14 protein-coding genes and 1 pseudogene are annotated in these 22,780 nt (G+C 65.3%); 7 read left to right on the forward strand and 8 right to left on the reverse strand.

The window, feature by feature from the left end:
• Positions 1-40: 40 nt before the first annotated feature.
• Positions 41-1,015 (reverse strand): FecR domain-containing protein, encoded by a 975-nt coding sequence (locus tag ACRHIG_RS19680; RefSeq protein WP_489630837.1) that lies wholly within the window; start codon positions 1,013-1,015, stop codon positions 41-43.
• A complete protein-coding gene (locus tag ACRHIG_RS19685) occupies positions 1,015-1,527 on the reverse strand; it encodes a sigma-70 family RNA polymerase sigma factor (RefSeq protein ID WP_489627584.1) in 513 nt (170 codons plus the stop codon). Before ACRHIG_RS19685 ends, ACRHIG_RS19680 begins: the two co-directional genes overlap by 1 nt.
• A gap of 248 nt (positions 1,528-1,775) precedes the next feature.
• Here ACRHIG_RS19685 and ACRHIG_RS19690 point away from each other — a divergent pair, with 248 nt between their 5' ends.
• Positions 1,776-2,288: a hypothetical protein gene (locus ACRHIG_RS19690; protein ID WP_489627585.1), complete on the forward strand. Its 513-nt coding sequence runs from the start codon at positions 1,776-1,778 to the stop codon at positions 2,286-2,288.
• 10 nt (positions 2,289-2,298) lie between these two features.
• Here ACRHIG_RS19690 and ACRHIG_RS19695 read toward each other — a convergent pair whose 3' ends face one another.
• The 6 genes from ACRHIG_RS19695 to ACRHIG_RS19720 form a co-directional block, all read right to left on the reverse strand.
• Entirely contained in the window at positions 2,299-3,606 is a 1,308-nt protein-coding gene (locus ACRHIG_RS19695; protein ID WP_489627586.1) for a DUF3472 domain-containing protein, read from the reverse strand.
• Between the two features lie 129 nt (positions 3,607-3,735).
• On the reverse strand, positions 3,736-5,127 hold the full coding sequence (locus tag ACRHIG_RS19700; protein ID WP_489627587.1) for a Gfo/Idh/MocA family protein: 1,392 nt from the start codon (positions 5,125-5,127) through the stop codon (positions 3,736-3,738).
• Between the two features lie 66 nt (positions 5,128-5,193).
• Positions 5,194-8,235, reverse strand: a complete 3,042-nt coding sequence (locus ACRHIG_RS19705) for a TonB-dependent receptor (protein WP_489627588.1) — start codon at positions 8,233-8,235, stop codon at positions 5,194-5,196.
• Positions 8,236-8,723: 488 nt separating this feature from the next.
• Positions 8,724-11,684, reverse strand: a complete 2,961-nt coding sequence (locus ACRHIG_RS19710; RefSeq protein WP_489627589.1) for a TonB-dependent receptor plug domain-containing protein — start codon at positions 11,682-11,684, stop codon at positions 8,724-8,726.
• A gap of 98 nt (positions 11,685-11,782) precedes the next feature.
• A complete protein-coding gene (locus tag ACRHIG_RS19715) occupies positions 11,783-15,133 on the reverse strand; it encodes a TIM-barrel domain-containing protein (RefSeq protein WP_489627590.1) in 3,351 nt (1,116 codons plus the stop codon).
• 35 nt (positions 15,134-15,168) lie between these two features.
• Positions 15,169-15,375: a hypothetical protein gene (locus ACRHIG_RS19720; RefSeq protein WP_489627591.1), complete on the reverse strand. Its 207-nt coding sequence runs from the start codon at positions 15,373-15,375 to the stop codon at positions 15,169-15,171.
• A gap of 114 nt (positions 15,376-15,489) precedes the next feature.
• Here ACRHIG_RS19720 and ACRHIG_RS19725 point away from each other — a divergent pair, with 114 nt between their 5' ends.
• The 6 genes and pseudogenes from ACRHIG_RS19725 to ACRHIG_RS19750 all read left to right on the forward strand — a co-directional run bounded on the left by ACRHIG_RS19725 (position 15,490) and on the right by ACRHIG_RS19750 (position 22,653).
• Entirely contained in the window at positions 15,490-16,638 is a 1,149-nt protein-coding gene (locus ACRHIG_RS19725) for an AgaS family sugar isomerase (protein WP_489627592.1), read from the forward strand.
• On the forward strand, positions 16,625-17,578 hold the full coding sequence (locus ACRHIG_RS19730) for an ROK family protein (RefSeq protein WP_489627593.1): 954 nt from the start codon (positions 16,625-16,627) through the stop codon (positions 17,576-17,578). The genes ACRHIG_RS19725 and ACRHIG_RS19730 overlap by 14 nt, the downstream gene beginning before the upstream one ends.
• Positions 17,578-18,920 (forward strand): annotated as a pseudogene (locus ACRHIG_RS19735) (D-tagatose-bisphosphate aldolase, class II, non-catalytic subunit). The gene ACRHIG_RS19730 and the pseudogene ACRHIG_RS19735 overlap by 1 nt, the downstream one beginning before the upstream one ends.
• Positions 18,921-18,955: 35 nt before the next feature.
• Positions 18,956-19,723, forward strand: coding sequence for a DeoR family transcriptional regulator (locus tag ACRHIG_RS19740; protein ID WP_070223655.1), 768 nt, complete (start codon positions 18,956-18,958; stop codon positions 19,721-19,723).
• A gap of 3 nt (positions 19,724-19,726) precedes the next feature.
• Positions 19,727-20,821, forward strand: a complete 1,095-nt coding sequence (nagA, locus tag ACRHIG_RS19745) for an N-acetylglucosamine-6-phosphate deacetylase (RefSeq protein ID WP_489627594.1) — start codon at positions 19,727-19,729, stop codon at positions 20,819-20,821.
• A gap of 38 nt (positions 20,822-20,859) precedes the next feature.
• Entirely contained in the window at positions 20,860-22,653 is a 1,794-nt protein-coding gene (locus ACRHIG_RS19750) for an MFS transporter (RefSeq protein WP_489627595.1), read from the forward strand.
• Positions 22,654-22,780: the final 127 nt, after the last annotated feature.

The raw sequence follows: 22,780 nt of genomic DNA on the forward strand, positions 1-22,780 counted from the left end.
TCACGCGAAAATCGCAAACCCCTCACTTTTCAGAAAATATTCATGGATTCTTCCGGTGCGGCACCACGCTCACCCAGAAACGCGTGGTCTGGCGCACGTCGACGGGCAAGGTGCGCGTCAGCATGTCCAGCACTTGCGTGGTGTCGGCCAGCGGATAGATGCCCGAGACGCGCAAGTGGGCGATGGCCGGATCGCAAGCCAGACGCCCAGGGCGGTAGCGGGCCAGTTCGCCGATAAACTCCGCCAGCGGCATGTCGTGCGCCACCAGCATGCCGGCCGTCCAGGCATCCGCGCCGGCCGGCAAAGCTTGCACGGCGCCGATCTGCGCCGCCGTAAAGCTGGTTTGCTGGCCCGCCTGCAGCCTGCGCGCCGCATCGGGCGCCTGTTCCAGTTGAATGTCGACGGCACCGGCGAACACCCCCAGCTGCGTGCGGCCGCCTTCCACGCGCACGGCAAAGCGCGTGCCCACCGGTTGCAAGCGGCCTTGCGCCGTTTGCACGAAAAACGGCCGGCCGGCCGGATCGCGCGCCGTGCTGACCATGATCTCGCCTTTGACTACCGTCACCAGGCGCTGATCCGCGTCATAGCGCACATCGATGCTGGATGCCGTATTGAGCGCGATGCGCGTGCCGTCGTCCAGCACGACGTGGCGTAATTCTCCCGTGCCCGTGCGGTAGTCGGCGAGCCAGAAGCGCGCCTGTTCATCGCCGCCCGCCAGCCAGGCGCCGCCGCCCACGGCCAGCAGCGCGAGGAATTTCAACGACTGGCGGCGCGCCGCATTCGCCTGCGCATGGACCGGCTTGCGCGCCAGCGTACCGTGCGCCAGCGGCGCGGGCAAGGCACGCATGCGCGCCATGCAGCCTTCCACATGCTGCCAGGCTTGCTCGTGTTCCGGGTCGCTTTCGCGCCAGGCGCGCCAGGCCTGCTCCACTTCCGGCGTGGCGTCGCCGGCCTGCAGGCGCACCAGCCATTCCACCGCTTGCAGGCTGGCCGCTTCCGGCGTCAAGGCGCCCATCACGATGCCGGATGGGCAAAGAAACACTGGTGCATGGCTTTGACCAGGTAGCGCTGCACGGTGGCCAGCGAGACATTCAGTTCCAGCGCGATGGCCGCCTGCGGCATGCCATCGAGCTGCGACAGCAGGAACGCGCGGCGCACGGCAGGCGCCAGGCCGTCCAGGCGGCGGTCGATGTCGAACAGGGCTTCGAGCAGGATCGCCTGCGCCTCGGGATCGGGCGCGTGCTGCGCCGGCAGGCTGGCCAGCGTTTCCAGGTAGGCCGCCTCCAGGTCGCGGCGGCGGTACAGATTGCCCAGCACGCCCTTGGCTACCGTCGTCAAAAAGGCGCGAGGCTCGCGCGCGGCGATGGCCTCATCGCGATTGAGCAGGCGCATGAAGGTGTCGTGCGCCACGTCGGCCGCGTCAAAGGCGTTGCCCAGCTTGTGCCGCAGCCAGCCTTGCAGCCACCGGTGGTGTTCGTGATACAGGCTGCCCACCTCCTGGTGAGCGCCGGGTTGGGCAACCGACACGTCGCAACCTCCCTGATTCGTAAATAATAATGATTCGCATTCTATCTCCATGCCGTACCGCGGCGCAAGCGCCCTGCAAAGGCTTGTTTATCGCGCTTCTTTCCAAATTTCCTTGTCGATCGTATCCGGTGGCGTAGCCCGCATTGCAAATTCTGCAGAACGCGCCCGGCTAGGCGGCAATGATAGTATCGGCAACATCATCAACAAGCCGGCCACCCTGGCCATGCATCCCCCATTGAAAGGCGAACATGCTGCTATCCGAACTGCTGACCAAACTGAGCTGCGGTGACCTGGAAGGCGAGGAACTCGACGAGGCCGTCGTCGCCATCACCGCCGCGCCCTCCGCGCCACGCGACGAGTGGATCGACAGCGATGCGCAAGCCTACGCGGTCGCGATCCTCTCGCACCTGGGCGGCTATATGGCGTCGAGCGACAAGCTCGATGAGCTGCACGAACAGATACAGGACATGTTCGACGATTTCCCCGACTTCCCTTGCGCACTGCTCCAGGCAGGGCGCGGCAGCGCGCTGCCCTATTTCGAGTGGCTCGATACGGAACTGGCGCAGCGCGCCGTGGACGAAGGCGGCTATGAGCTGATCCAGATCGACGGCAACGGCAGCGACGAAATGGATGCGCTGGTGGTGTACCGGCGCGATACAGACGACATCATCCAGGCGGCTGCATTGATGGGCGTGACGATAGGCCGTCCGCTCACCTACTATCGCGGCATCGACGCGATGGCGGGCAAGCGGCCGGGCTAAGCAGCAAGGCCTATTGCATCGGCAAGGTGCTTACGTCGACGGCGGGCGCCTGGCCTGTCGCCGGACGCGTGAAGTTCTGGCTGGTCTTCACGACATCGGCAAAAAAGCCGCCGTTATGCAGGTAGAATTTGCCGTTTTCCAGCCCGCCCGCGTAATCCATGCGCTGCGCATTGGTGGCCGTGGCGTCGCCGGTGAACCTCCCCGCCGTCACTTCCGACCAGGTGCCGGCAACGTTCCTCGCCCACTGATTGCCGAACTGGACGCGGCGTTCCGTGTAGCCCAGGGTATCGATGAAATTCTCGAGGAAGGAATGCACGCCCGTCAAATACGTGGAAATCGCCGGCCGCTTCCAGGTGGCGATGTAGCGCCACTTGCCCGTCTCGGGCGCAAAGAACCAGGCCGAGTAATCGCTGCCGCCATTGCCGTCGGGCCGCGCGCGCGTGATGAAGCGGTACGTCGTGCCGGCCGCCCAGTTGTACGACAGATAGGTCTGGCCGCCCGTGCCCTCGCCGCCGAACGCATTATCGACCACGCCGGCGCCCTTGCTGACCAGGGTGGTTTTCGCGCCATTGTCGGCATCCCACACGGAGAACAGGATCCAGCGCTCGCTCGGCGATTTCACCTGGATGCCCATGTAGCCCTGGCCAAAGCCGTTGGCCATGAAGTAGGAGCCGATGGCGTCCTGCCCCTGGGGAATCGTCATCTCGTTATAGAAATACTCGGTATTGGCGGGCACCGTGTAGCCCATGTGCACGGACGGGCCGCGCCGCGACCAGTAGTAATTGGCGGGGTCGTTGGCGTAGGTGAGCGCGGCGCTGGCCGTCACCTTCAGCGCGGAGACGTCGCCGAACGTGTCCTTCACGCGCGACAGTCCCTGCAAGTCCACCTTCACATAGCCGGCCGCCGCCACGTTCACCGTGCCCACGGCATAGGTCTTGCGCGCCTTGCCGGCCAGCTTGACGTCGAACGGCGCGCCGTTGATCTTCACGCGGATGGTGCTGTTGCCGCCATCGGCCAGGCTGGCGTCGAGCGCCACCTGCACCGGGCCCGCCCCGGCCACGCGGAAGTAGGTGCTGGCGACGGCATCGGGATTGCTCCAGCCGGACAGGCCACGCTCGTTGATGACGGCGCCTTTGTCGCCGCTGGTGATGAAGGCGTTGCCGGCCAGTTCCACGATGGCGGACGTGGCCGGCGCGGTCACGCTGGCGGCCAGCAAGGCGGTGCCGCCCGTGCCGGTGGCGGTGGCGCCGCCGCAGGCCGCCAGCAGCATCGGCATGGCGGGAAGGAATGCAAAGAGCAATGAACTTCTGTGTTTCATCAACGTCTCCTGGTGTGGTACGGCTTGCGGCGGACGAGCAAGGGCCTGCGCGCCTGCGCCGCGGTTGAAAAACGGATGGGGAAAGAAAAACCCGCTACGGCGGCAGGCGCGGTAGCGGGCGGATGGTGCTTAGTACTTGCCGTCAAGGGCGAAGATCGGCTTGCGCGACTTCCACTGCCCGCCCGTGAAGTCCGGGAAGTCCAGGGTCTGGAAGTTGGCGGCGATCGACTGCTCGGACAGCGGCGTGATGGCGCTCCAGGTGACGGCATCGTAGATATCGATCGGCATCGGTGCGTTGGCCTTCAATGCTTCGACAAAGGCGTGGATGACGAAGAAGTCCATGCCGCCGTGGCCCGCGCCCTCGGCTTGCGCCGCGTACTTGCGCCAGACGGGATGCTCATACTTGTCCTGGTAAGCCTTGAAGTCGTCCCACTGGTGCGGCTTGCTGACGCCCTCGATATGGATGGCATTGTTCAGGTCCATCCACAGACCATCCGTGCCTTGCACGCGGAAGCCCAGCGAATACGGGCGCGGCAGGCTCGTATCGTGCTGCAGGATGATGGTTTCGCCGTTCTCGCACGCCAGGGTGGTGGTGACCACGTCGCCCAGCTTGAATTTCACTTTGGCGTTCGCATGCTGCGCGCCGCCCGGCTGCTTGACGATATAGTCGTGCAAGCCGCGCGCCTTGGTGGCGAAGGCGTTGATGCGCGTAAAACGGTTGCCGCGGTTGATGTTGGTGTACATGGCGCAGGGGCCGATGCCGTGGCTCGGATACAGTTCGCCGTTGCGCTCGACCGAGTGCTGCGTGCGCCAATGGGCTTCCGACCAGCCCTTCTCTCCGAATTCCACGCCGCCGCCATACGGCTTGGCCGGATTGCCGCTGTTGAATTTGACGGCGCGCAAATCATGCTGGTAGCCGCCCTGCAGATGCAGCAGTTCGCCGAACAGGCCCGCGCGCACCATCTGCAGCGCCGCCATCACGTCGCGGCGGTAGCACACGTTTTCCAGCAACATGTACGGCGTGCCCGTTTTCAGCTGGGTATTCAAGACGTCCCAGTGGTCTTGCAGGGTGATGCCGGCCACCACTTCGCAGCCGACGGCGATCTTCGCCTGCATGGCGGCGATCGCCATGGGCGCATGGAATTCCCATGGCGTGGCGATGATCACGCCATCGAGGCCGCCCGCGTCCAGCATGCGCTTGTAGGCTTTCTGGTCGCGGTCTTCGCCATAGGTGCGCGGCCGCAGCTTGCCGGCTTTGGCCACCTGACCCAGCGCGTGCTTCAGCATGATCGGTTCGATATCGCACAGGGCCACCACCTCCACGTCGTCGCGGCGCACCAGTTCGGCCAGCAGCACCTGGCCGCGCATGCCCGTGCCGATCAGGCCCAGGCGGACCTTGTCGCGGCCGGCGGCAGGTGCGGCATTGGCCTCGCCAGGCAGCAAGGCGCTGCCGGCCATGGCGCCACCGGCCAGCGCGGCGCTGGCGGACAGGAAATTGCGTCGATTGAATTGTGTCGTCATTGGTCTCTTCTCGCTTCCATTGGTAATGATCGTCGCTGGCCCGCCGCACGGCGGGCCGGCTGCAATTTAATAGGTGTATTCCGCCGTGAAGCGCACGGAACGCGGCGCCGTGCGGCCCGCCACCTGCAGATAGCTGCGGGCGATGGCGCCATGGTCTTCGCGCGTTTCGTTATAGCGGGTCACGGTCTGGCTGTTGAACACATTGAACACGTCCACTTTCAGGCTCAGGCCCTTGACGGCGCTGGGAGTATAGGCCAGATTCATGTCCAGCTGGGCTTGCCACGGCAGGCGGCCCTGGCTGCCGCGCGGCGCCGGCTTGCCATTGCAATAGAAGTAGGAATCGCCGTAGTCGTTCTCGAACTTCAGGTTGTCCGGCAGCGCGCCGATGCAGTTGCGCGGCGCGCCCGAGGTCAGCGACAGGTTGGCGCCGACCGTCACATCCGGGATCACCTGCATGAAGCCGTAGGCCTTGAACGCATGGCGGTGGTCGCCCGGCAGGTAGCCATAGGCGTTGTACATCAGTTCCTTGTGGTCGTCGCTGACCGTCAGACCAACGTCGCCGCCGCCGATGCTGTCCGTCTGGCCTTCCATATTGCCCTTCAGCGCAGACAGGGTGTAGGTCAGCTTGCCGTACCAGCCGTTCGTGTACGGGTGCTCGACGAACAGGTTCAGGGCGCGGTAGGTGCGCGATGGCAGCGGGTTGCCCCACTCGGCCGCCGAAATGTCCACGCGGCGCAAGCCCTTGCCGTCGTCGAAGTCCACCATCAGGCTGTTGTCGCGGCCCGGGTTGATGATGGCGCACTGGAAGCCGCCCCAGTTGCTCGTGTCGACGCTGTTGCGCGTGGCCCAGGCTTGCAGCGGACGCGCGTCGCACACGTCGTCGTTGGTGTCGTTCAGCTTGCGGTACAGGACGCTGGCGCCCACCACCAGCTTCTTGCTCAGGGCGCGTTCGAAACCGAGCGAGAATTCATCCTGGGACAGCGGCTTCAATCCGATGGCCGTCACTTCGCGCGCATCGCGGCTCTGGCCATACGCATTGTTGGCCGAATACGGCTTGCTGATCGCGTGCAGGCCCGTCGGCGCGCCCGTGACGGGATCGACGCCCGTGTAGGTGTACATCTCGCTGGTGGCCAGGAAGGGGCTGGCCATGTTGCTCGACAAATTCGATGGCACCGGCAGGTGGTAGCGGCCGCCGTTGGCGAAGAATTTCAGGGTGCCGTCGCCCAGGTAATCCCAGGTGGCGCCCACGCGCGGGGCGATCATGTTGCGCTGCGAGATGAAGGCCACGCCGTCGGTGCTGTAGTTGGTGAACTGTTCGCGGCGCAGGCCCAGGTCCAGCAACACCCGCTCCGTGACCTGGTAGTGATCCTGGATGTATTGCGCCGATTGCACGCTGGTGGGGCGCGCCAGGTTGGCGTTCAAGTCCTTGCTGACGTAGTAGCCCTGCGCGCCGTAGCCGCCGCCCTGGGCCGGCGTCTCAAACGCGCCGTTGATCGGGCGGTTCGGATCGGTCGCGCGCTGGTAGCTCCAGCGGTAGCCGCCGGCCAGGCTCAGGCCCACCTTCGATTCCACGTCGATGCGGTCGATGCCGCCGCGCAGCGAATGCTTGCCCAGCTTGTACTCCAGGTCCAGGCGCTTGGCTTTCTGGCGGTCTTCCGACGACGGGTCGACCAGGGTGCCCGTCACCGTCTGCGGATTGGCGTACGTCAGGCCCGGCACCTGGGTCGATGCGTTCGACGACGTCTGCGCCAGCAGCGGATTGTAGCCATTCGGCGTGCGCGTGTGCGAGGTGCGCGATTCGCCCATCATGGCCGTCACGGTCAGGTTGTCTGTCAGGTAGCCCGTGTACTTGAAGATGTCGATGTTGGCGCCCGGCGCGGCCGACGAGCCGCAGCAGTTGACCGTCGTCTCGCCCTTGCCTGCCTGTACGCCGTTGCTCGCATGCGTGGCGTAGCTGTAGCCATACGCCTGGCTGTCCGTCTTCGTGCGGTCATACAGCTTGGTATATTCGAAGTGATGGTCGTCCGTCAGGTTGAAATCGAGCTTGGCCGTCATGCGGTCCACCTTGCTCTGGCTGGTGCTCCAGCCGCGCGCCAGGGCCGTGCCCGAGTCGGCGGTGGCGGCGACGGCCTGGCTGTCGGTGCGCGTCTGTTCCAGCGCCACGAAGGCGAACAGCTTGTTCTTGATCAGCGGACCGCTGCCGTACAGGCCCACCACCTTGCTGGTGCTGCCGTTGTCGCGGTTCCAGTACAGCAGATTGCCGTCCGTCTTGGGATTGGCGCCCGTGTTCGGGTAATACGTGTTTTCCGGCTCGCCTTTCAGCGAACGGGGAATGATGGAGACCTTGCCGCCGAATTCGACCTTGTTGCCGCCGCTCTTGGTGGTGATGTTGATCACACCGCCCGTGGAACGGCCAAACTCGGAACCGTAGCCGCCCGACAGCACCTGCAGGTTCGAGATCGCGCCAAACGGCAGTTCCGACGCGCCCACCTGGGTCAGGATGTTGGTGATGGGGAAACCGTTGACGTAGAACGCGTTTTCCGACTGGCCCGAGCCGCCGATCGACGGCGCATTGCCGTACACGCTGTTGGTGCCGCGCGACACGCCCGGCGTCAGCTGCACGATGGAGGCCACGTCATTGCCGACCGGCAGCGCTTTGAGTTCCTTGGCGGTGAAGATCACGCCATTGTTCGTGTTCGACACGTCGATCGGATTGCGCGACGCCTTCACGACGACGGTCTGCTCCTGGCCCACGGGGCCGGCCGCGCTGGCCGGGCCGAAGTTCGCTTCGGCGCCTGCGCCGATCAGGGCTTCGACTTCCTGCGACGCTTCCACCGAACCGGCACGCAGCACGCGCACCGCATAGCGGCCCGGCGGCATGGAGTTGGCCACATAGCGGCCCGACGTATCGGGCGTCAGGCTGCGCTGCACGCCCGTCGCCAGGTTTTCCAGCACCACGGTGGCGCCGGCGGGCGCGCTTACTTCGCCGAAGATGGTGCTGGTGGCGTTCGACTGTGCCCAGGCCTGGCCTGGCACGCCTGCCGCCAGGGCGATCACGATCGCGGCGGCGCGGCTGATGTCGCGCAATTTGAGTCGGGTGGTATGCATGTGTCTCTCCGTCTATATCGAGGGTTATACGCGCCCTCCCCGCTCCAGGGCGAAGCCGGGGGATGCAATTCTTATGGTGAGCGTCGGAAGGGAGAGCCAGGCAGCCGTCCCTTCCGGGAAACCAGTCCGTTCGGCTGATTTTCGTTTTCTTGGGATTACTTTAAAAAGAAAAATAAGTATCGTCAACAAAAAGAAAGTTATAACGCAAATTTATTGCTAAACCAAGCAAATAAAGGCGTTTTTTCTTTCGATTCAATCAGCCGCGAGGCAGATAACTTTCGTTATCGTGGTGTGACAGATACACGCGCATGCAGACAGGTGACAGACAGCGGAGAATCCGTCCGATAATCCGGGAGAACAAGGCGAAAGAAGACAGGGCAATCATCTTTCGCTTACGTTTATCTTTCGTATTACGCATTTCGGAATATTGTTTTTTTCTTTTTATGACCATACCCCGGTCCGCTGGCAGACCGGGGCGGCATCAGCTGTTAAAAGAACTTGTAGCTGGCCGACAGGGCAAACTGGCGGCCGAACAGGTCCTGGCTATGGTTGTAGCCTTCCCAGCCGTTCGGGTCGTAGTACGGCTGCTTGTTGAACGCGTTCTTCACGTTCAGGCCGATGTCCAGGTGCTTGATCGGCTTCCAGCTGAAGGCCAGGTTGACCGTCGTGTACGACGGCGCGCCCTTGCACTGGCCGGCCGGCAGCGCCACCGAGGCGGCGGTGCAGTTTTCCGGCGTGTTGTCCTTGTCCCATGGACCATACGCCCAGCGCGTCTTGCCCGAATAGTTGATGAAGACGCTGCTGACGAAGTCGCGGTAGCTCCAGTCGGCGTTGACGGTGGCGCGGTAGCGCGGCGAATCGTAGTAGCCGACGGTATTGCCCTTGATGTCGCTGCCGTCCTCGCTGTCGTGGGTGTCGCGCTTGCGGATGGTGGCGGCGATGCCCGTGCTCAGCTTGCCCCAGTCGCCGAGCCCAAAGCGCGTGCGCGCATCGATGTCCACGCCATCCATCAGGGTGCGGCCGCGGTTCGAATACGAGTTGATCAAGCCGCCCAGGTTGCCCACGGAATACTTCGGCACGCCGCCCGCGCATACGCCCGCGTTGGCGGGATTGGCGCACATGGCCGCCACCGCCGCCATATTGCCCCGGTCCGTGTCCGTCAGGTCGTTGCGGATGGCGTTAGGCGCGCCGGCCAGGGTCGGGCCGTATTTGTCCACCAGTTCCGTAAACAGCTCGTTGAAGTCCTGGCGCACGATTTCGTCGCGGCGGTTGATGAACCAGTAATCGATGGAGATGCTCACGTCCTTGGCCGGTTGCAGCACCAGGCCCACGGTGGAAATCTTGGCCTTTTCCGGACGCAGGTTCTGGTTCGGCGGCGTCAGGCCGCCCACCGTCGTCGAGCAGTTCGAATTGAGCAGGCTCTTGCCCAGGTCCGCATCCGTCGCCACCCTGGACTTCATCAGGGCGCGCGCCATGGCATTCGTTTCATCGCAGCGCACCGTGTCGCGGATGCCGCCCACCTGGGCAAAGACGCCGCCCGAGCCCGATTCAGCCAGATTGGGCGCGCGGAAGCCTTCCGAATACGTCCCGCGCAGCATCAGGTCGGGCCGCGCGCGCCAGATCACGCCCAGCTTGGGCGCCAGGTTGGCGGAGAAATGCGGATATTTGTCCAGGCGCGCGGCCGCGTTGACTTCCAGGGTGTCGCTGAGCGGCACCACCACTTCGCCAAACACGGCCGCGATGGTGCGCTTGCCATCGAACCAGGAACCGCCCTGCTGCGTGATCAGGCCATTGGCCGCATCCGCGTTGCCGGGCGTAAGAAAACTCTCGCGCATGACGTTGGTGCCCACGGCGGCGCGCACTTCGCGCTCGCCCAGCTTGAATAAAGTGCCTTCCAGCTTCGCGTCCCACGTCATCAATTTGGTCCAGGATTCGATGGCGAAGGTCGGATAGGCGGCGCGCAGCAGCGCCGCGTTGGCTTCGCTGATTTCGCCGAACTTGTAGGCGGGATTGTCCGAGATATACGTGCGGCCGCTGACGGGATCTTTCGTGAACGGGCCGAACGCCTGCTTGAAGCCATTGATGTTCAGGTTGGCCGTCTGGAACAGGGTGGAATGGCTGCCCGCCACGCTGAGCGCCGTTTCGAAATCCCAGCCGCCGCCGATGCCGCCGCGCAGGCCGACGAGCGCGCGGTAGTTTTCATCGACGTTTTTCTGGCCGAAGTGGCCCTGCGCATCCTGCAGCAGGTAGTTCAAGCCGGCGGCGCCGCCCATCTTGGCCAGCATATCGGCATCGAGCTTGCCCTTCAGGTAGACGTTGTTCGGACTCAGGAAAGGCGTGGCGAAGGTGTTCAGGGTATTGCCCGTGTTGCGCGCGAACCAGTTGTTCGTGCTGCCGCTGTTGAAGCTGGACGGGCCATTCTCGCCGCGCATCTTGATGTGGGTGAAGGCTCCTTCCGCGAACGCTTCCATGTCGTTGCCCAGTTTCAGCCGGCCGCTCAGGTAGGCCGTGGCGCGCTCCGAGGTGGGGCCCGTGTCAAGCTGGTTGGGCAGCGCATTCCACACGCAGCGCGTGCCCGACGCTTCGGTGATGCTGGTGCTGCAGCCGGGCGCGGCGCGCTGCGTGCGGGCATTGTTGTTGGCCTTGTCGAAGACAAAGAAGGTCCCCGGATTCATCACGCCCGGTTCGCTGCCCACGCCCACGCGCATGTTCGGGATGAAATTGGGATTGTTCACATAGAAATACGAGGGACGCTTCTGCCAGGTGTCGGCCAGCGCGATGCGGTCGCGCTGGTAGACGTTGACGGAACCGTAGACGTTGTAGCCGTCGCTGGCCAGGTCGCCCACGCCATACAGCACGCTGGCCTGGCGTTCGCCGTACGCTTTCACGCTGGGCGAAAATTCGCCATTGGCGCGCGCTTCCAGGCCCTGATACGACTTCTTGGTGATCACGTTGATGACGCCGGCGACGGCATCGGAGCCATACACGGCCGACGCGCCATCCGTCAAAATCTCCATGCGCTCGATGGCGGCGGCGGGAATGGCGTCGATATTGACGAACATGGTCTGGAAGCCGGCCGGGGCGCCGTAGAACGACAGGCGGCGGCCATTGAGCAGCACCAGCGTGCCCTGCGCGCCCATGCCGCGCAAGTTCGCCTGCGAGCCGCCGTCGGAGCCGGTGAACATCGAACGGAAATCCTGCTGCGCAGGACGGGCGGCAGGCAGGTTGTCCAGCACCTGCAGCAAGGTGAGCGCGCCCATGTTTTCGATCTGCTTGGCGTTGATCACCTGCACGGGCGACGCCGTTTCCGCGTTGATGCGCTTCAGGCTGGAACCCGTCACTTCGACGCGCGCCAGTTTTTCCTCCTCCGCTGCCAGCGCCGTCGACGCCAGCGCAGTTGAGCCCAATCCTACCGCCACCATGGCGGCCATCAGTTTTTTCAAGTGCATTCCCATCTCCCTTTTATAAGTGATTTGTTTTCGTCAGGCTGCAAGAGCCCCTCCCCGGTCCGAAGAGGGGCTCGTTGTTAGTGAAATGATTGAAGTAGTTAGCGCGGCTTGACGGTCGCGCCTTCCGTGCCGGTCAGTACGGCGTTGGCCCAGTTGCCGCAGACCTGGGCCGGGTGGGCGCCGCGCGCGCCCAGGGTGCGCAAACTGAGCTGGCTCAGGCCGCGCACGTCGATTTCGGGCTTGACCACCCCGGGAGCCGTGACCAGGCCGCTGTCGTACAGCAGCCGCTCACCGCTCCAGACCTGGAATTGCAAGCCGCCCGCGCTGCGGCAGCTATCGTCCACGCCCAGGTCGGCGCGCAGCAGATTCCAGTTGCCCGTCAGCTGCAAGTCGATGCGGCTGGCAGGTCCCACGCCGAGGCCCTTGCGGAACCACAGCCCGTTCATGCGCATCTCGGCGGCCTTGCCGGCCGGCCGGTCTTTCGCGACAGTCTTCGGCAGCGCCAGGTCCGACAGATAGCGCTGCACCTCTTCTCCTTCGGCCACGCGGTGTTCGAGCACGCGGAATTCGGACAAGGTCACGGGCGCCACGTCGGTCGCCAGCGCCGCGTCGAACGCGCGTGCCACCGGCCCGGCCTGCGCCGCCGTCACCATCGGGTCGGTGGACGCCGCGCCGTCGCCTTCCGGATTTTGCGTGCTCATGACGCGGAAGCGCAGCAAACGCCCTGCCGTGGCGGGGAAATTGATCGTCTGCACGCCCTGTTCCAGCTTGAGGGTGCCCCGCTGCAGCGCCGCGCCCCAGTCGCCGTTGTTGTCGCCGACGTAGATTTCATAATCCCGCACCTGGCCATGCTTCCAGTGCTGGTCGTTGCGCGGCGCCAGTTCGATACCATCGACCAGGCGCCGTTCCGTAAAGCCGATCACCCATTCATGGGGACCGCTTTTCACGGACGGGCTGCGCACGGTGCGGAACCACGTCTCGGGCTTGCCGTCGAAGGCGTTTTCCAGCGGATAGCCGCTTTCTTCCGCCGGACGCGCCACCACCTGCATGGCGTCGGCCGGCAAGGCGCGGCCCGGCACGGGAGCGGCGGGGAAATCGGCATCGCTTCTCGCCACGGCCTGCGCACCGGCCACCTGCAAGGCCAGGGACTGGCGGATATCCTGCGCCGCCACTTTCACGTGCAAGGTGCCTTGCCTGTCTGCCGCGTCGAAATACCAGCCTTCGACCGCCTTGTCGTAGGCGGCACGATCGGCGGACGCCGCGAGCAGGCGTTCGCCCGCCCTGACGGCTGCCGGTCGCTGGCCCGCCAGCATGCGCAGCGCATAGCCGCGGCGCGCTTCCTGGCCCTGGTACTTGCCCTCAACGGCACCGATGTCGACCTGCACGTCGGCGCCCGTCTGGCGCATGCGGATGATTTGCTGGCTGAAGGCGCCGCCCTGGTACTGGCGCGTGTTGCCATCGTCTTCATACAAGGTGTACTGGGAATCGCCGTGCGGGTAGATATCGAGCGTCAGCTGGTCCTTCGGCTTCTGGCCGTCGTACAGCATTTCCGGATACATGGGCAGGATGGCGCCGGCGCGCACGAACACGGGCAGCTTGTCCAGGGTGACCTGGAGATCGAGGTCGCGCCCTTTCGCGTCCGCCGTGGCCTGGCGGCCATCCCAGTAGTCATACCACGTACCCTGCGGCAGATGGATGCCCTTGCGCCAGCCGCCGCTGACGGCCTGGCTGCGGTAGACGGGCGCCACCAGCACGTCGCGGCCCAGCAGGAATTGATACTTATACGCTTCCGTGTAGGCGGCCGGGTCTTGCGGATAATCCCACATCAGGCCCCGCACCAGCGGCGCGCCCGATTGCTCCGCTTCGCGCACCAGCGTGTACATGTACGGCGTCAAACGCATCTTGAGCTTCAGATAGCGGCGGTTGATGTCGCGGTACGGCTGCTCGAACCACCACGGATGCTTGCGCTCGGCCGCGGCCCAGCCGGACATGCCCATCAGGACGGGCGTAAAGCTTTTCCACTGCAAATCGCGCAGATAGGTTTCCGGGCTGCCGCCGAAGATGGCGTCGACGTCGCCCGAGGCATACGCCTGGCCGGAAAGACCTGAGCCGATCAGGGTCGGAATGTGCCAGCGGATGTAGTCCCAGCTGGCGCTCTGGTCGCCCGTCCACGCCACGGCGTAGCGCTGGATGCCGGCCCAGCCCATCACCGTCCATAAAAACGGGCGGCTGTCGGAGTTGTTCAGGATGCCGTCATAGGCGGACTTGTTCGCATCCATGGCAAATTGATATCCCTTGCCCGTCCACGCCACGTCCAGCTTTTGCACGCGGCTGCCCGCCTGCCCCACTTCCCAGGCGATCTTGTCGACGCCGTTTTCCGTCCACAGGCCCGTGCGGAAGCCATAGCCGGCCAGGCCCTTCACCGTTTCCGGCAAGTTCGTGTAGCCGCAGCCATAGCCGTCGTTGGGCAAAATCCAGCCGCCCGGCATGTCGTGGTCTCGGTACTGGCGCGCCACGTTTTCCACCACGTCCGGCGTCTTGCCCGTGGGGCCGTCGCTCCAGCCTTTCGGCACGGAGCCGGGCTTTTTCACGTTGTCGCCATCGTTGTAGCAATCGGCATCGCCGTATTCGAGCGCCCAGCGGGGCAGCATGCGCGCGCGGCCCGTCAAGTCCGTGTAGCGGGCGACGACGTCGCGCAAGTCCTTGCCGACGAAGAAATACGCATCGAAGCGCCCTTCCGCGTGCTGCAGCGAGATCTGTTCCTTGTCGCGCAAATCGTAATTGCCGTCGGACCAGGTATTGCGCAGCATGCCCCAGCCCCGTGAACTCATCAAAAATGGCGCGGGATTCGGCCGGTCGCCCTCTTCCCAGCCGCCCGAATACGACACGGGCACCTGCTTACCCTTGAATTCGAAGCGGCCATTCTGCTGGCCGCCGCCGAAGTAACGCTCGCCCGGCAAGCTCGACAGCACCTGCACGCCCTGCTTGTCGTCGAGCGACAGCGGCTGCACTTCGCGCCACAGCGGCACGGCGTCGCCCTTGCGGTACAAGGTAAAACGCAAGGGTTTGCGGTCGATGCGCAGACTCAGGGCTTCGGTGCGGATCACGATATGCTCCGGCTGTTCATCGATCTCATACGCCACCTGCGCGGCAGGCTGGCCCACGACGATGGGCGCGGCCTTGTCGCCGGGTCCCGTCAAGCCGCCCTTGCCGCCCGCCTGGATGCGCAGCACGTCCGCCTGCGGCAGGCTGATACGCAGCTGCATGCCCGTGTCGCTGCGCACATCCCAGCCCAGCGCCTCGCCCTTGGCCACGTCGGCAGCACGCACCGCACTCAAGCTTGTCAGATTGCCGATAGGCGCGGCCTGCAGGCCGGGGGCAGCCAGGGTGGCGAGGGCGGCGAGGACGCAGGCGGCAAGGGCGCGACGGGGAAGCGGGAGAGGTTTCATCTGCTGGCTTTCAGAATTGATTCAATGAAATTACTTTAAGAAGAAAAATAAATATCGTCAACAAAAAGAAAGTTAAAGCGGCAATTTATTAATAAAATGCCCAGGATTGGCGCGTTTTTCTTACGTTTCACCAAAATGTCACAAAACATACTTTCGTTATCGTCGCATTTCAGCGACAGGCGGCGGAAGGACTGGGTTTCATGCGGCACCGCAACACGAATGCGGTCCAGAAAAACACCCATACGACGCCATTATTTCGCAAGCCGCACAACAATTTACTTTCGTTTTACTTTCGTATTTGACTTTTCGAAATTTAGTATTTATGCTTTCTCCAACAAACACTTTACTGACCTCTCATGACTACCCTTCTTCAGCGTGACATTCAAACCTGGCGCGACATCGGCGGCCTGCACACGGCCGAGGAGATCGCCCACCAGCCGGCCATCTGGCGCGCGCTGGCCGGCATTTTGCGCAAGGAGCAAGCCGGCCTGGCCGCCTTCCTGGGCGATGCGCTGTCCAATCCCCTGCAGCGCGTGATCCTGACGGGCGCCGGCAGCTCGGCCTATGCGGGCGAAATCGTCGTCGACACCCTGAACGCCGCCTGGCCCGCGCAGATCCGCGCCATCGCCACCACCACCCTGCTGACGCACCATGAGCTGTACCTGGAAGCGGATGCACCCACCTTGCTCGTGTCGTTTGCCCGCAGCGGCGACAGCCCGGAAAGCCTGGCGGCCGTGGAACTGCTGCGCCAGGTCGTGCCCGGCGCGCGCTTCCTGAACATCACCTGCAACGCGGACGGCAAGCTGGCGCGCCAGGGCGCCAACGACGACCATACCTATAACCTGCTGATGCCGGAAGGCAGCTGCGACCGCGGCTTCGCCATGACCAGCAGCTTTAGCAGCATGCTGCTGGCGGCCCTGTCGGTGCTGGGCAAGGACGTCGACGTGGCGCGCCTCGAGACCCTGGCGCAGCTGGGCGAAGACGCCCTGCGCGACTGGTCGGCCCCCGTGGCGGAGCTGGGCTCGCAGCCGGTGCAGCGCGTGGTCTACCTGGGCAGCGGCCCGCTGGAAGCGCTGGCCAAGGAAGCGGCATTGAAAATCCTGGAGTTGACGGGCGGCCGCGTGATGGCGATGGCAAATACACCGCTCGGTTTCCGCCACGGCCCGAAATCGGCCGTCACCACGGAGTCCTTGGTGGTCCTGCTGCGCAGCAGCAAGCCCCTGGCGCGCCAGTATGAAGACGATCTACTGAAAGAACTGCAGCGCGACAGCGTGGCGCAGCGCTGCCTGACGGTGGGCATCGGCGGCGACTTATCTGCCAACTTGGCGGCCGACGCGCCGGCCTGGCCCGACGCCTGGCTGGCACCGCTGTGGCTGCTGATGGCGCAGCAATATGCGCTGCACCAGTCCGCGCTGCTGCAACTGCGCCCCGACAATCCATTCGCCGGCGGCATCGTCAACCGTGTCGTGCAGGGCGTCACCATCTATGGCCATGACCAATTCTAATTCCATCCAGGGCTTTCACGGCATCGACATCGGCGGCAGCAAGATGGAGCTGGTCGCCTTTGCCGACCGCGACGGCGCGCTGACCGAAACGTTCCGCGAGCGCGTGGCCACGCCGGGCGACGATTTCAGCGCCTTCGTGCAAGCGATCGTCGGCCTGGTGGCGCGCGGCGACGCGGCCCTGGGCACGACGGCGCCCGTCGGCATCGGCTTGCCCGGCGTGATCGACAGCGCCAGCGGGCGCCAGCTCAGCTCCAACGTGCCGGCCCTGAACGGCCGCCTGGTGGCGCAAACCCTGCAGCAAGCCTTGCAGCGCCCTGTCGCCATCGGCAACGATTGCCAGTGTTTCGCCCTGTCCGAGGCGCAGGGCGGCGCGGCCGACCATGCCGCCAGCATGTTCGGCGCCATCCTCGGCACGGGCGCCGGCGGCGGCTATTGCGTGGGCGGCCAGCTGCTGCGCGGCTTTAACGGCGTGGCCGGCGAATGGGGCCACTGGAGCCTGCCCGCCACCCTGCTGGCGCAGCATGGCCTGATCGATTACGCCTGCCCCTGCGGCAAGGCGGGCTGCCTGGAGCGCTACGTTTCCGGCCCCGCCATGCGCAAGCTCCACGCGCACTTTGGCGGCGACGGCGCCGAACCGCTGGCCATCGTGGCCCGCGCCAACATGGGCGACGCCGTGGCCGAACGCACGGTGGCCGTGCACCTCGACTTGCTGGGCCACGCCCTGGCCGGCCTGGTGCTGGCCTACGACCCGCACGTCATCGTGCTCGGCGGCGGCCTGTCCAAATTGCCGCACCTGTACGACAAGCTGCCGGCCGCCGTGAAGCGCCACCTGTTCCCCGGCGTGCACGTGCCGCCCATCCTGCCGCCCCGCTTTGGCGACGCCGGCGGCGCGCGCGGCGCGGCCCTTTTGATACGACAACATATAAAGGCGTCAACATGATGAAGCAAGCGGAAAACCCGAGTTTTACCCTGTCGCCCATCCAGCAAGTGATCAAGGCGCACCGCCGCGGCGAGCGCGTGGGCCTGTACGCCGTCTGCTGCAGCCACCCGAGCGTGCTGCGCGCCGCCATGCGCGTGGCCAGCGAGTACGACACCGTGCTGCTGGTCGAAGCGACATCGAACCAGGTCGACCAGTTCGGCGGCTACACGGGCATGACACCAAACGTTTTCCGCGACACCATGCTGGCAATGGCCCGGGAACAGGGTTTCCCCGCCAGCCGCCTGGTGCTGGGCGGCGACCACCTGGGTCCGAACGCCTGGCAGCACCTCGATGCGGCCACCGCCATGGACCACGCCGAAACGCTGATCGCCGCGTATGCGTCGGCCGGCTTCCATAAAATCCACCTCGATTGCAGCATGCGCTGTGCCGACGACCCCTTGCTGCTCGACGATGAAACCGTGGCCGCCCGTTCGGCGCGCCTGTGCATCGTCGCCGAAGCGGCGGCCGCCGCGGCCGGCTTCGCGCCCCCGTCTACGTGATCGGCACGGAAGTGCCGGTTCCCGGCGGCGAAGCATCGCTGGCGCAGGCCGGCGCCGTCACCAGCCCGCAAGCCGCGCGCCGCACGCTCGACGTGCACCGCCGCGCCTTCATGGAGAACGAGCTGCATGGCGCGTGGCGCCGCGTGATCGCCATGGTGGTGCAGCCGGGCGTCGATTTCGACCAGAGCAGCATCCAGCACTACGATGCGGATGCCGCCGCCGAACTGTCGGCCTTCGTGGCCGAGCAGCCCGGCCTCGTGTTCGAAGCCCACTCGACCGACTACCAGCGCGAATCCGCCCTGCACGCCATGGTGCGCGACCATTTCGCCATCCTGAAAGTGGGCCCAGCCGCCACCTTCGCCCTGCGCGAAGCGCTGTTCGCGCTGTGCCAGATCGAGGAAGAACTGTTGCCGGCGCACGCCACCTCGCAGCTGATGCAGGTGCTCGACGATGTGATGGTGTCCAAGCCGAAGAACTGGATCAAGCATTACCTGGGCACGCCGGAAGAACAGCGGCTGATGCGCCGCTACGGCTTGAGCGACCGTTGCCGCTATTACTGGGGCGAGCCGGAAGTGGCGGCCGCCGTCGGCAAGCTGCTGGCCAACCTCGATGCCGTGGCGATTCCGCTGCCGCTGCTGAGCCAGCATTTGCCGGAACAGTATCTGGCGGTGGTGCAGGGCAGCCTGCCAGCGCAGGCGCCGGCCCTGATCGAGCACAAGATCGGCAGCTTGCTGGCGCAATATGCGCGCGCCTGCAACCGCAATGCGGCAGTGGCCGTCATTGCCGAAGCGGCAATCTGTTAAGCTCGGTATTTTCATTTTTTACTGAGCCCGCCACCATGCGAAATACCAGCCAACGCCGTGAATCCATCCTCCAAATGCTTGCCCAGCAGGGCTCGGTGCAAGTGACCGATCTGGTGGAAAAGCTCGGCGTGTCCGCGGTCACCATCCGCAGCGACTTGAATGCGCTGGAAGCGCAAGGCATGGCCACGCGCAGCCACGGCGGCGCGACCCTGACGCGCACGCCGCCGCCCGAGCACACGATACGCCAGAAGGACGCCATCAACCACGAGCAGAAGGAGCGCATCGGCGCGTATGCGGCGCGGCTGGTGGAACCGGGCGACAACATCATCATCGACTCGGGCACCACCACCATCTCGCTGGCGCGCCATCTGCGCGATGCGACGGGCGTGACGGTGGCGACGAATGGCCTGAACATCGCCTGGGAACTGGCCGACGCGCCCGGCGTGGACCTGATCCTCACGGGAGGCCTGCTGCGCAAGCAGTCGCTGTCGATCCAGGGCAGCCAGGCCGAGACCTGTCTGCAAGCCTACAGCTTCGACAAGCTGTTCCTGGGCGTGGACGGCTTCGACCTGCAGTTCGGCGTCACCACCCACCACGAAGCGGAAGCAAGCCTGAACCACAAGATGGTGGAACGGGCCAAGAAAATCATCGTCCTCACGGACGCCTCCAAGTTCGGCCGCGTCAGCCTGCACCGCATCGTGCAGCTGGACCGCGTCGATACCGTCATCACCGATGCCAGCATCAGCCAGGAATACCGCGAAGGGCTGCACAAGCTGGGCATCGAACTTTTTATAGCGGAATAACACATGCTGAGCGGCAGAATCCTTACCCCATCTGGCTGGATCACGGGCACCATCACTTTTGACCAGCGTATCGTCCAGATACAGGAAGACCCTGCCGCCGACAGCGCGCTGACCATCCTGCCCGGCTTTATCGACCTGCACGTGCACGGCGCGGCCGGCGTCGACATCATGGAAGGCGCAAACGCGGGCGCCACCGTGGCGCAGGTGCATGCGCGCCACGGCACCACCGCCCTGCTGGGCACCACCCTGACGGCGAAAGAGCCATCGATCGTGCGCGCCCTGCAAGGCCTGGCCGGCGTCATCGCCGAGCGCCCCGCCAACGGCGCGCGCATGCTGGGCGTGCACCTGGAAGGACCGTTTTTGAACCTGCACCGCCTGGGCGCGCAGCCGCCCGACGTGGTGCAGGCGAGCCTGGCGCTGGTGCAGCGCTTTCACGCCATCGCCCCCATCAAGGTCTTGACCATGGCGCCGGAAATCCCCGGCCACCTGGAACTGATCCCGCAACTGGCGGCGATGGGCATCCGCGTGCAGATCGGCCACAGCGCCGGCACGTATGACGAAGGCGTGGCCGCGCTGCAAGCCGGCGTCTCCGGCTTCACCCACCTGTACAACGGCATGACGGGCATGACGCATTACGACCCCGGCATGGTGGGCGCGGCGCTGGCGCACGCGGAATACGCGGAAATCATCCCCGACCTGCAGCACGTGGCCAAGGGCGCCCTGCGCGCGGCCCTGCGCGCCATCCCGCGCCTGTACGGCGTGACGGACGCCACCTCGGCCACCGGCATGCCCGATGGCGAGTACGGCCTGGGCACGCAGCGCGTCTACAAATGCCTGGGCTGCGTGCGCCTGGCCACGGGCTCGCTGGCCGGCAGCGTGCTGACCATGGACCAGGCCCTGCGCAATTTCGTCGACCTGGGCCTGGACCTGGCCGACGCCTCGAACCGCCTGTCGCTGTACCCGGCCGACTACCTGGGCGTGTCCGACCGGGGCCGATTGGCGCCGGGCGCCTGGGCCGACATCGTCGTCCTCGATTCCACGCTACAGCCAGTGTCCGTCTTCGTCGAAGGCGCGGCCATCGATCTTTCCACCCGCTAGACCACTTCACCCACTTCAACCCCAGCCCCGGAGTTACCATGCACGACACGTCACACAAGGCCCCCGTGTGGGCCATGCGCTACCTGCTATTTATTGCCGGCATGGGGGGATTGCTGTACGGCATAGACATCGGCATCATCGCCGGCGCCCTGCCCTACCTGGAATCGACGGCCTCCGTGGCCTGGAAACTGACGGCCCAGCAGCTGAGCTTTATCGTCGCCGCCGTGCTCCTGGGTTCGGTCCTCTCGTCGCTGTTCGCCGGCGCCCTGGCCGATATCCTGGGCCGGCGCTGGGTGATGTTCCTGGCCGGCGCCCTATTCAGCGCCAGCATCCCGCTGATCGCCCTGGCCGACGGCTACACGCCGTTGCTGCTGGGCCGCCTGCTGCAAGGCATCAGCGGCGGCTTGATCGGCGTCGTCGTGCCCCTGTACCTGGCCGAATGCCTGCCCGCGCAGCAGCGTGGACGCGGCGCCGCCCTGTTCCAGCTGCTGCTGACCATCGGCCTGGTGGCGGCCGCCCTGATCGGCCTGCTGCAGGCGCAGACGGTGGAAACGGCCACGCAAGCGGCGCAAGCGTTGCCGGAAGCGGGCCGCATCGCCGCCATCTTCACGGCCAAGGACCACGCCTGGCGCAGCATCTTCTGGGTCTGCCTGACGCCGGGCCTCGTGTTTACCGTCGGCGCCCTGCTGCTGGCCGAATCGCCGCGCTGGCTGGCGCGCCGCGGCCGCGTCGAACAGGCGCGCCAGTCGCTGCTGCGCACGCGCCTGCCCGCCGCCGCCGACCTGGAACTGCGCGACATGCTCGATACGCCCGAGAACGCGGCCAAGGCCAGCGGCAACGCCAGGGCAAAAGACCCGCTCTTGAGCCGCCGCTACGTGCTGCCCTTCCTGCTCGCTTGCCTGATCCTCGCCTGCACGCAGGCGACGGGCATCAATTCCATCCTCGCCTATGTCGTCAATATCCTGAACCAGGCGGGCCTGTCGGGCGCCTCGGCCAACATGGCGGACGTGTTGCTGAAGGTGCTGAACGCCGTGATGACGGTGGTGGCCGTGCTGCTGGTGGACCGCAAGGGCCGCAAGTTCCTGCTGATGCTGGGCACGGGCGGCATCGTCGTCTCGCTGCTGGCGGCCGGCCTGCTGTTCCGCGGCGCCGAAGCGCACCTGGCCGACGTACGCCCCGCCATCGCCGCCCAGGTGCAGAACGACGGCCTGGCCGTGCGCCTCGATGCGGCCACCCTGACGGCCTTGGGCGCGGCCGCCGACGGCACGCCGCAGCAGCTGACCATCGCCTATGCCTACGGCCCGTTCACCAATGTGAAAAGCCTGCGCAGCGACGATCCCGTGCTGCGCCAGGTGACGATCGCCCGCGAAGACGCCGTGCAGGCCGACAGCGTGATCGGCGTGTTCTTCCGCAAGCTGCACCTCAATCCGTTCGCCGACCCGGCGGCCGGGCGCGAGGCGCCGCTGCGCATCGAGAAGGCCAGCCTGGGCCCCGTGCCCTCGTCCACGCACGGCTGGCTGGTGGCCGTCGCCATCTGCGTGTTCGTCTCCAGCTTTGCCGTGGGACCGGGCGTGTGCGTGTGGCTGGCCCTGTCCGAGCTGATGCCGACGCGCATCCGTTCGAACGGCATGAGCATCGCCCTGCTGGTGAACCAGTTTGTCTCGACGGTGATCGCCGCCATCTTCCTGCCCACCGTGGGCTTGCACGGTTATTCGACCCTGTTCTTCTTCGGCGCCGGCTGCACCGTGCTGTACTTCCTGGCGGCCGCGTTCTTGCTGCCGGAGACCAAAGGCAAGACCCTGGAAGAGATCGAGGCGCACTTTTCCAAGTAACCAACTGTAGCAGTCTCCTTTCCAGCCCCGGCCCACCATCCGGGGCTGTTTTTTTGCCTGTTTCGCAAGTTGACAAGACCGGCGCGCACTGCACCGTACGGTTTTCCTTCTGGAATCACGGGCGCGT

Source organism: Janthinobacterium sp. C22, assembly GCF_057919405.1.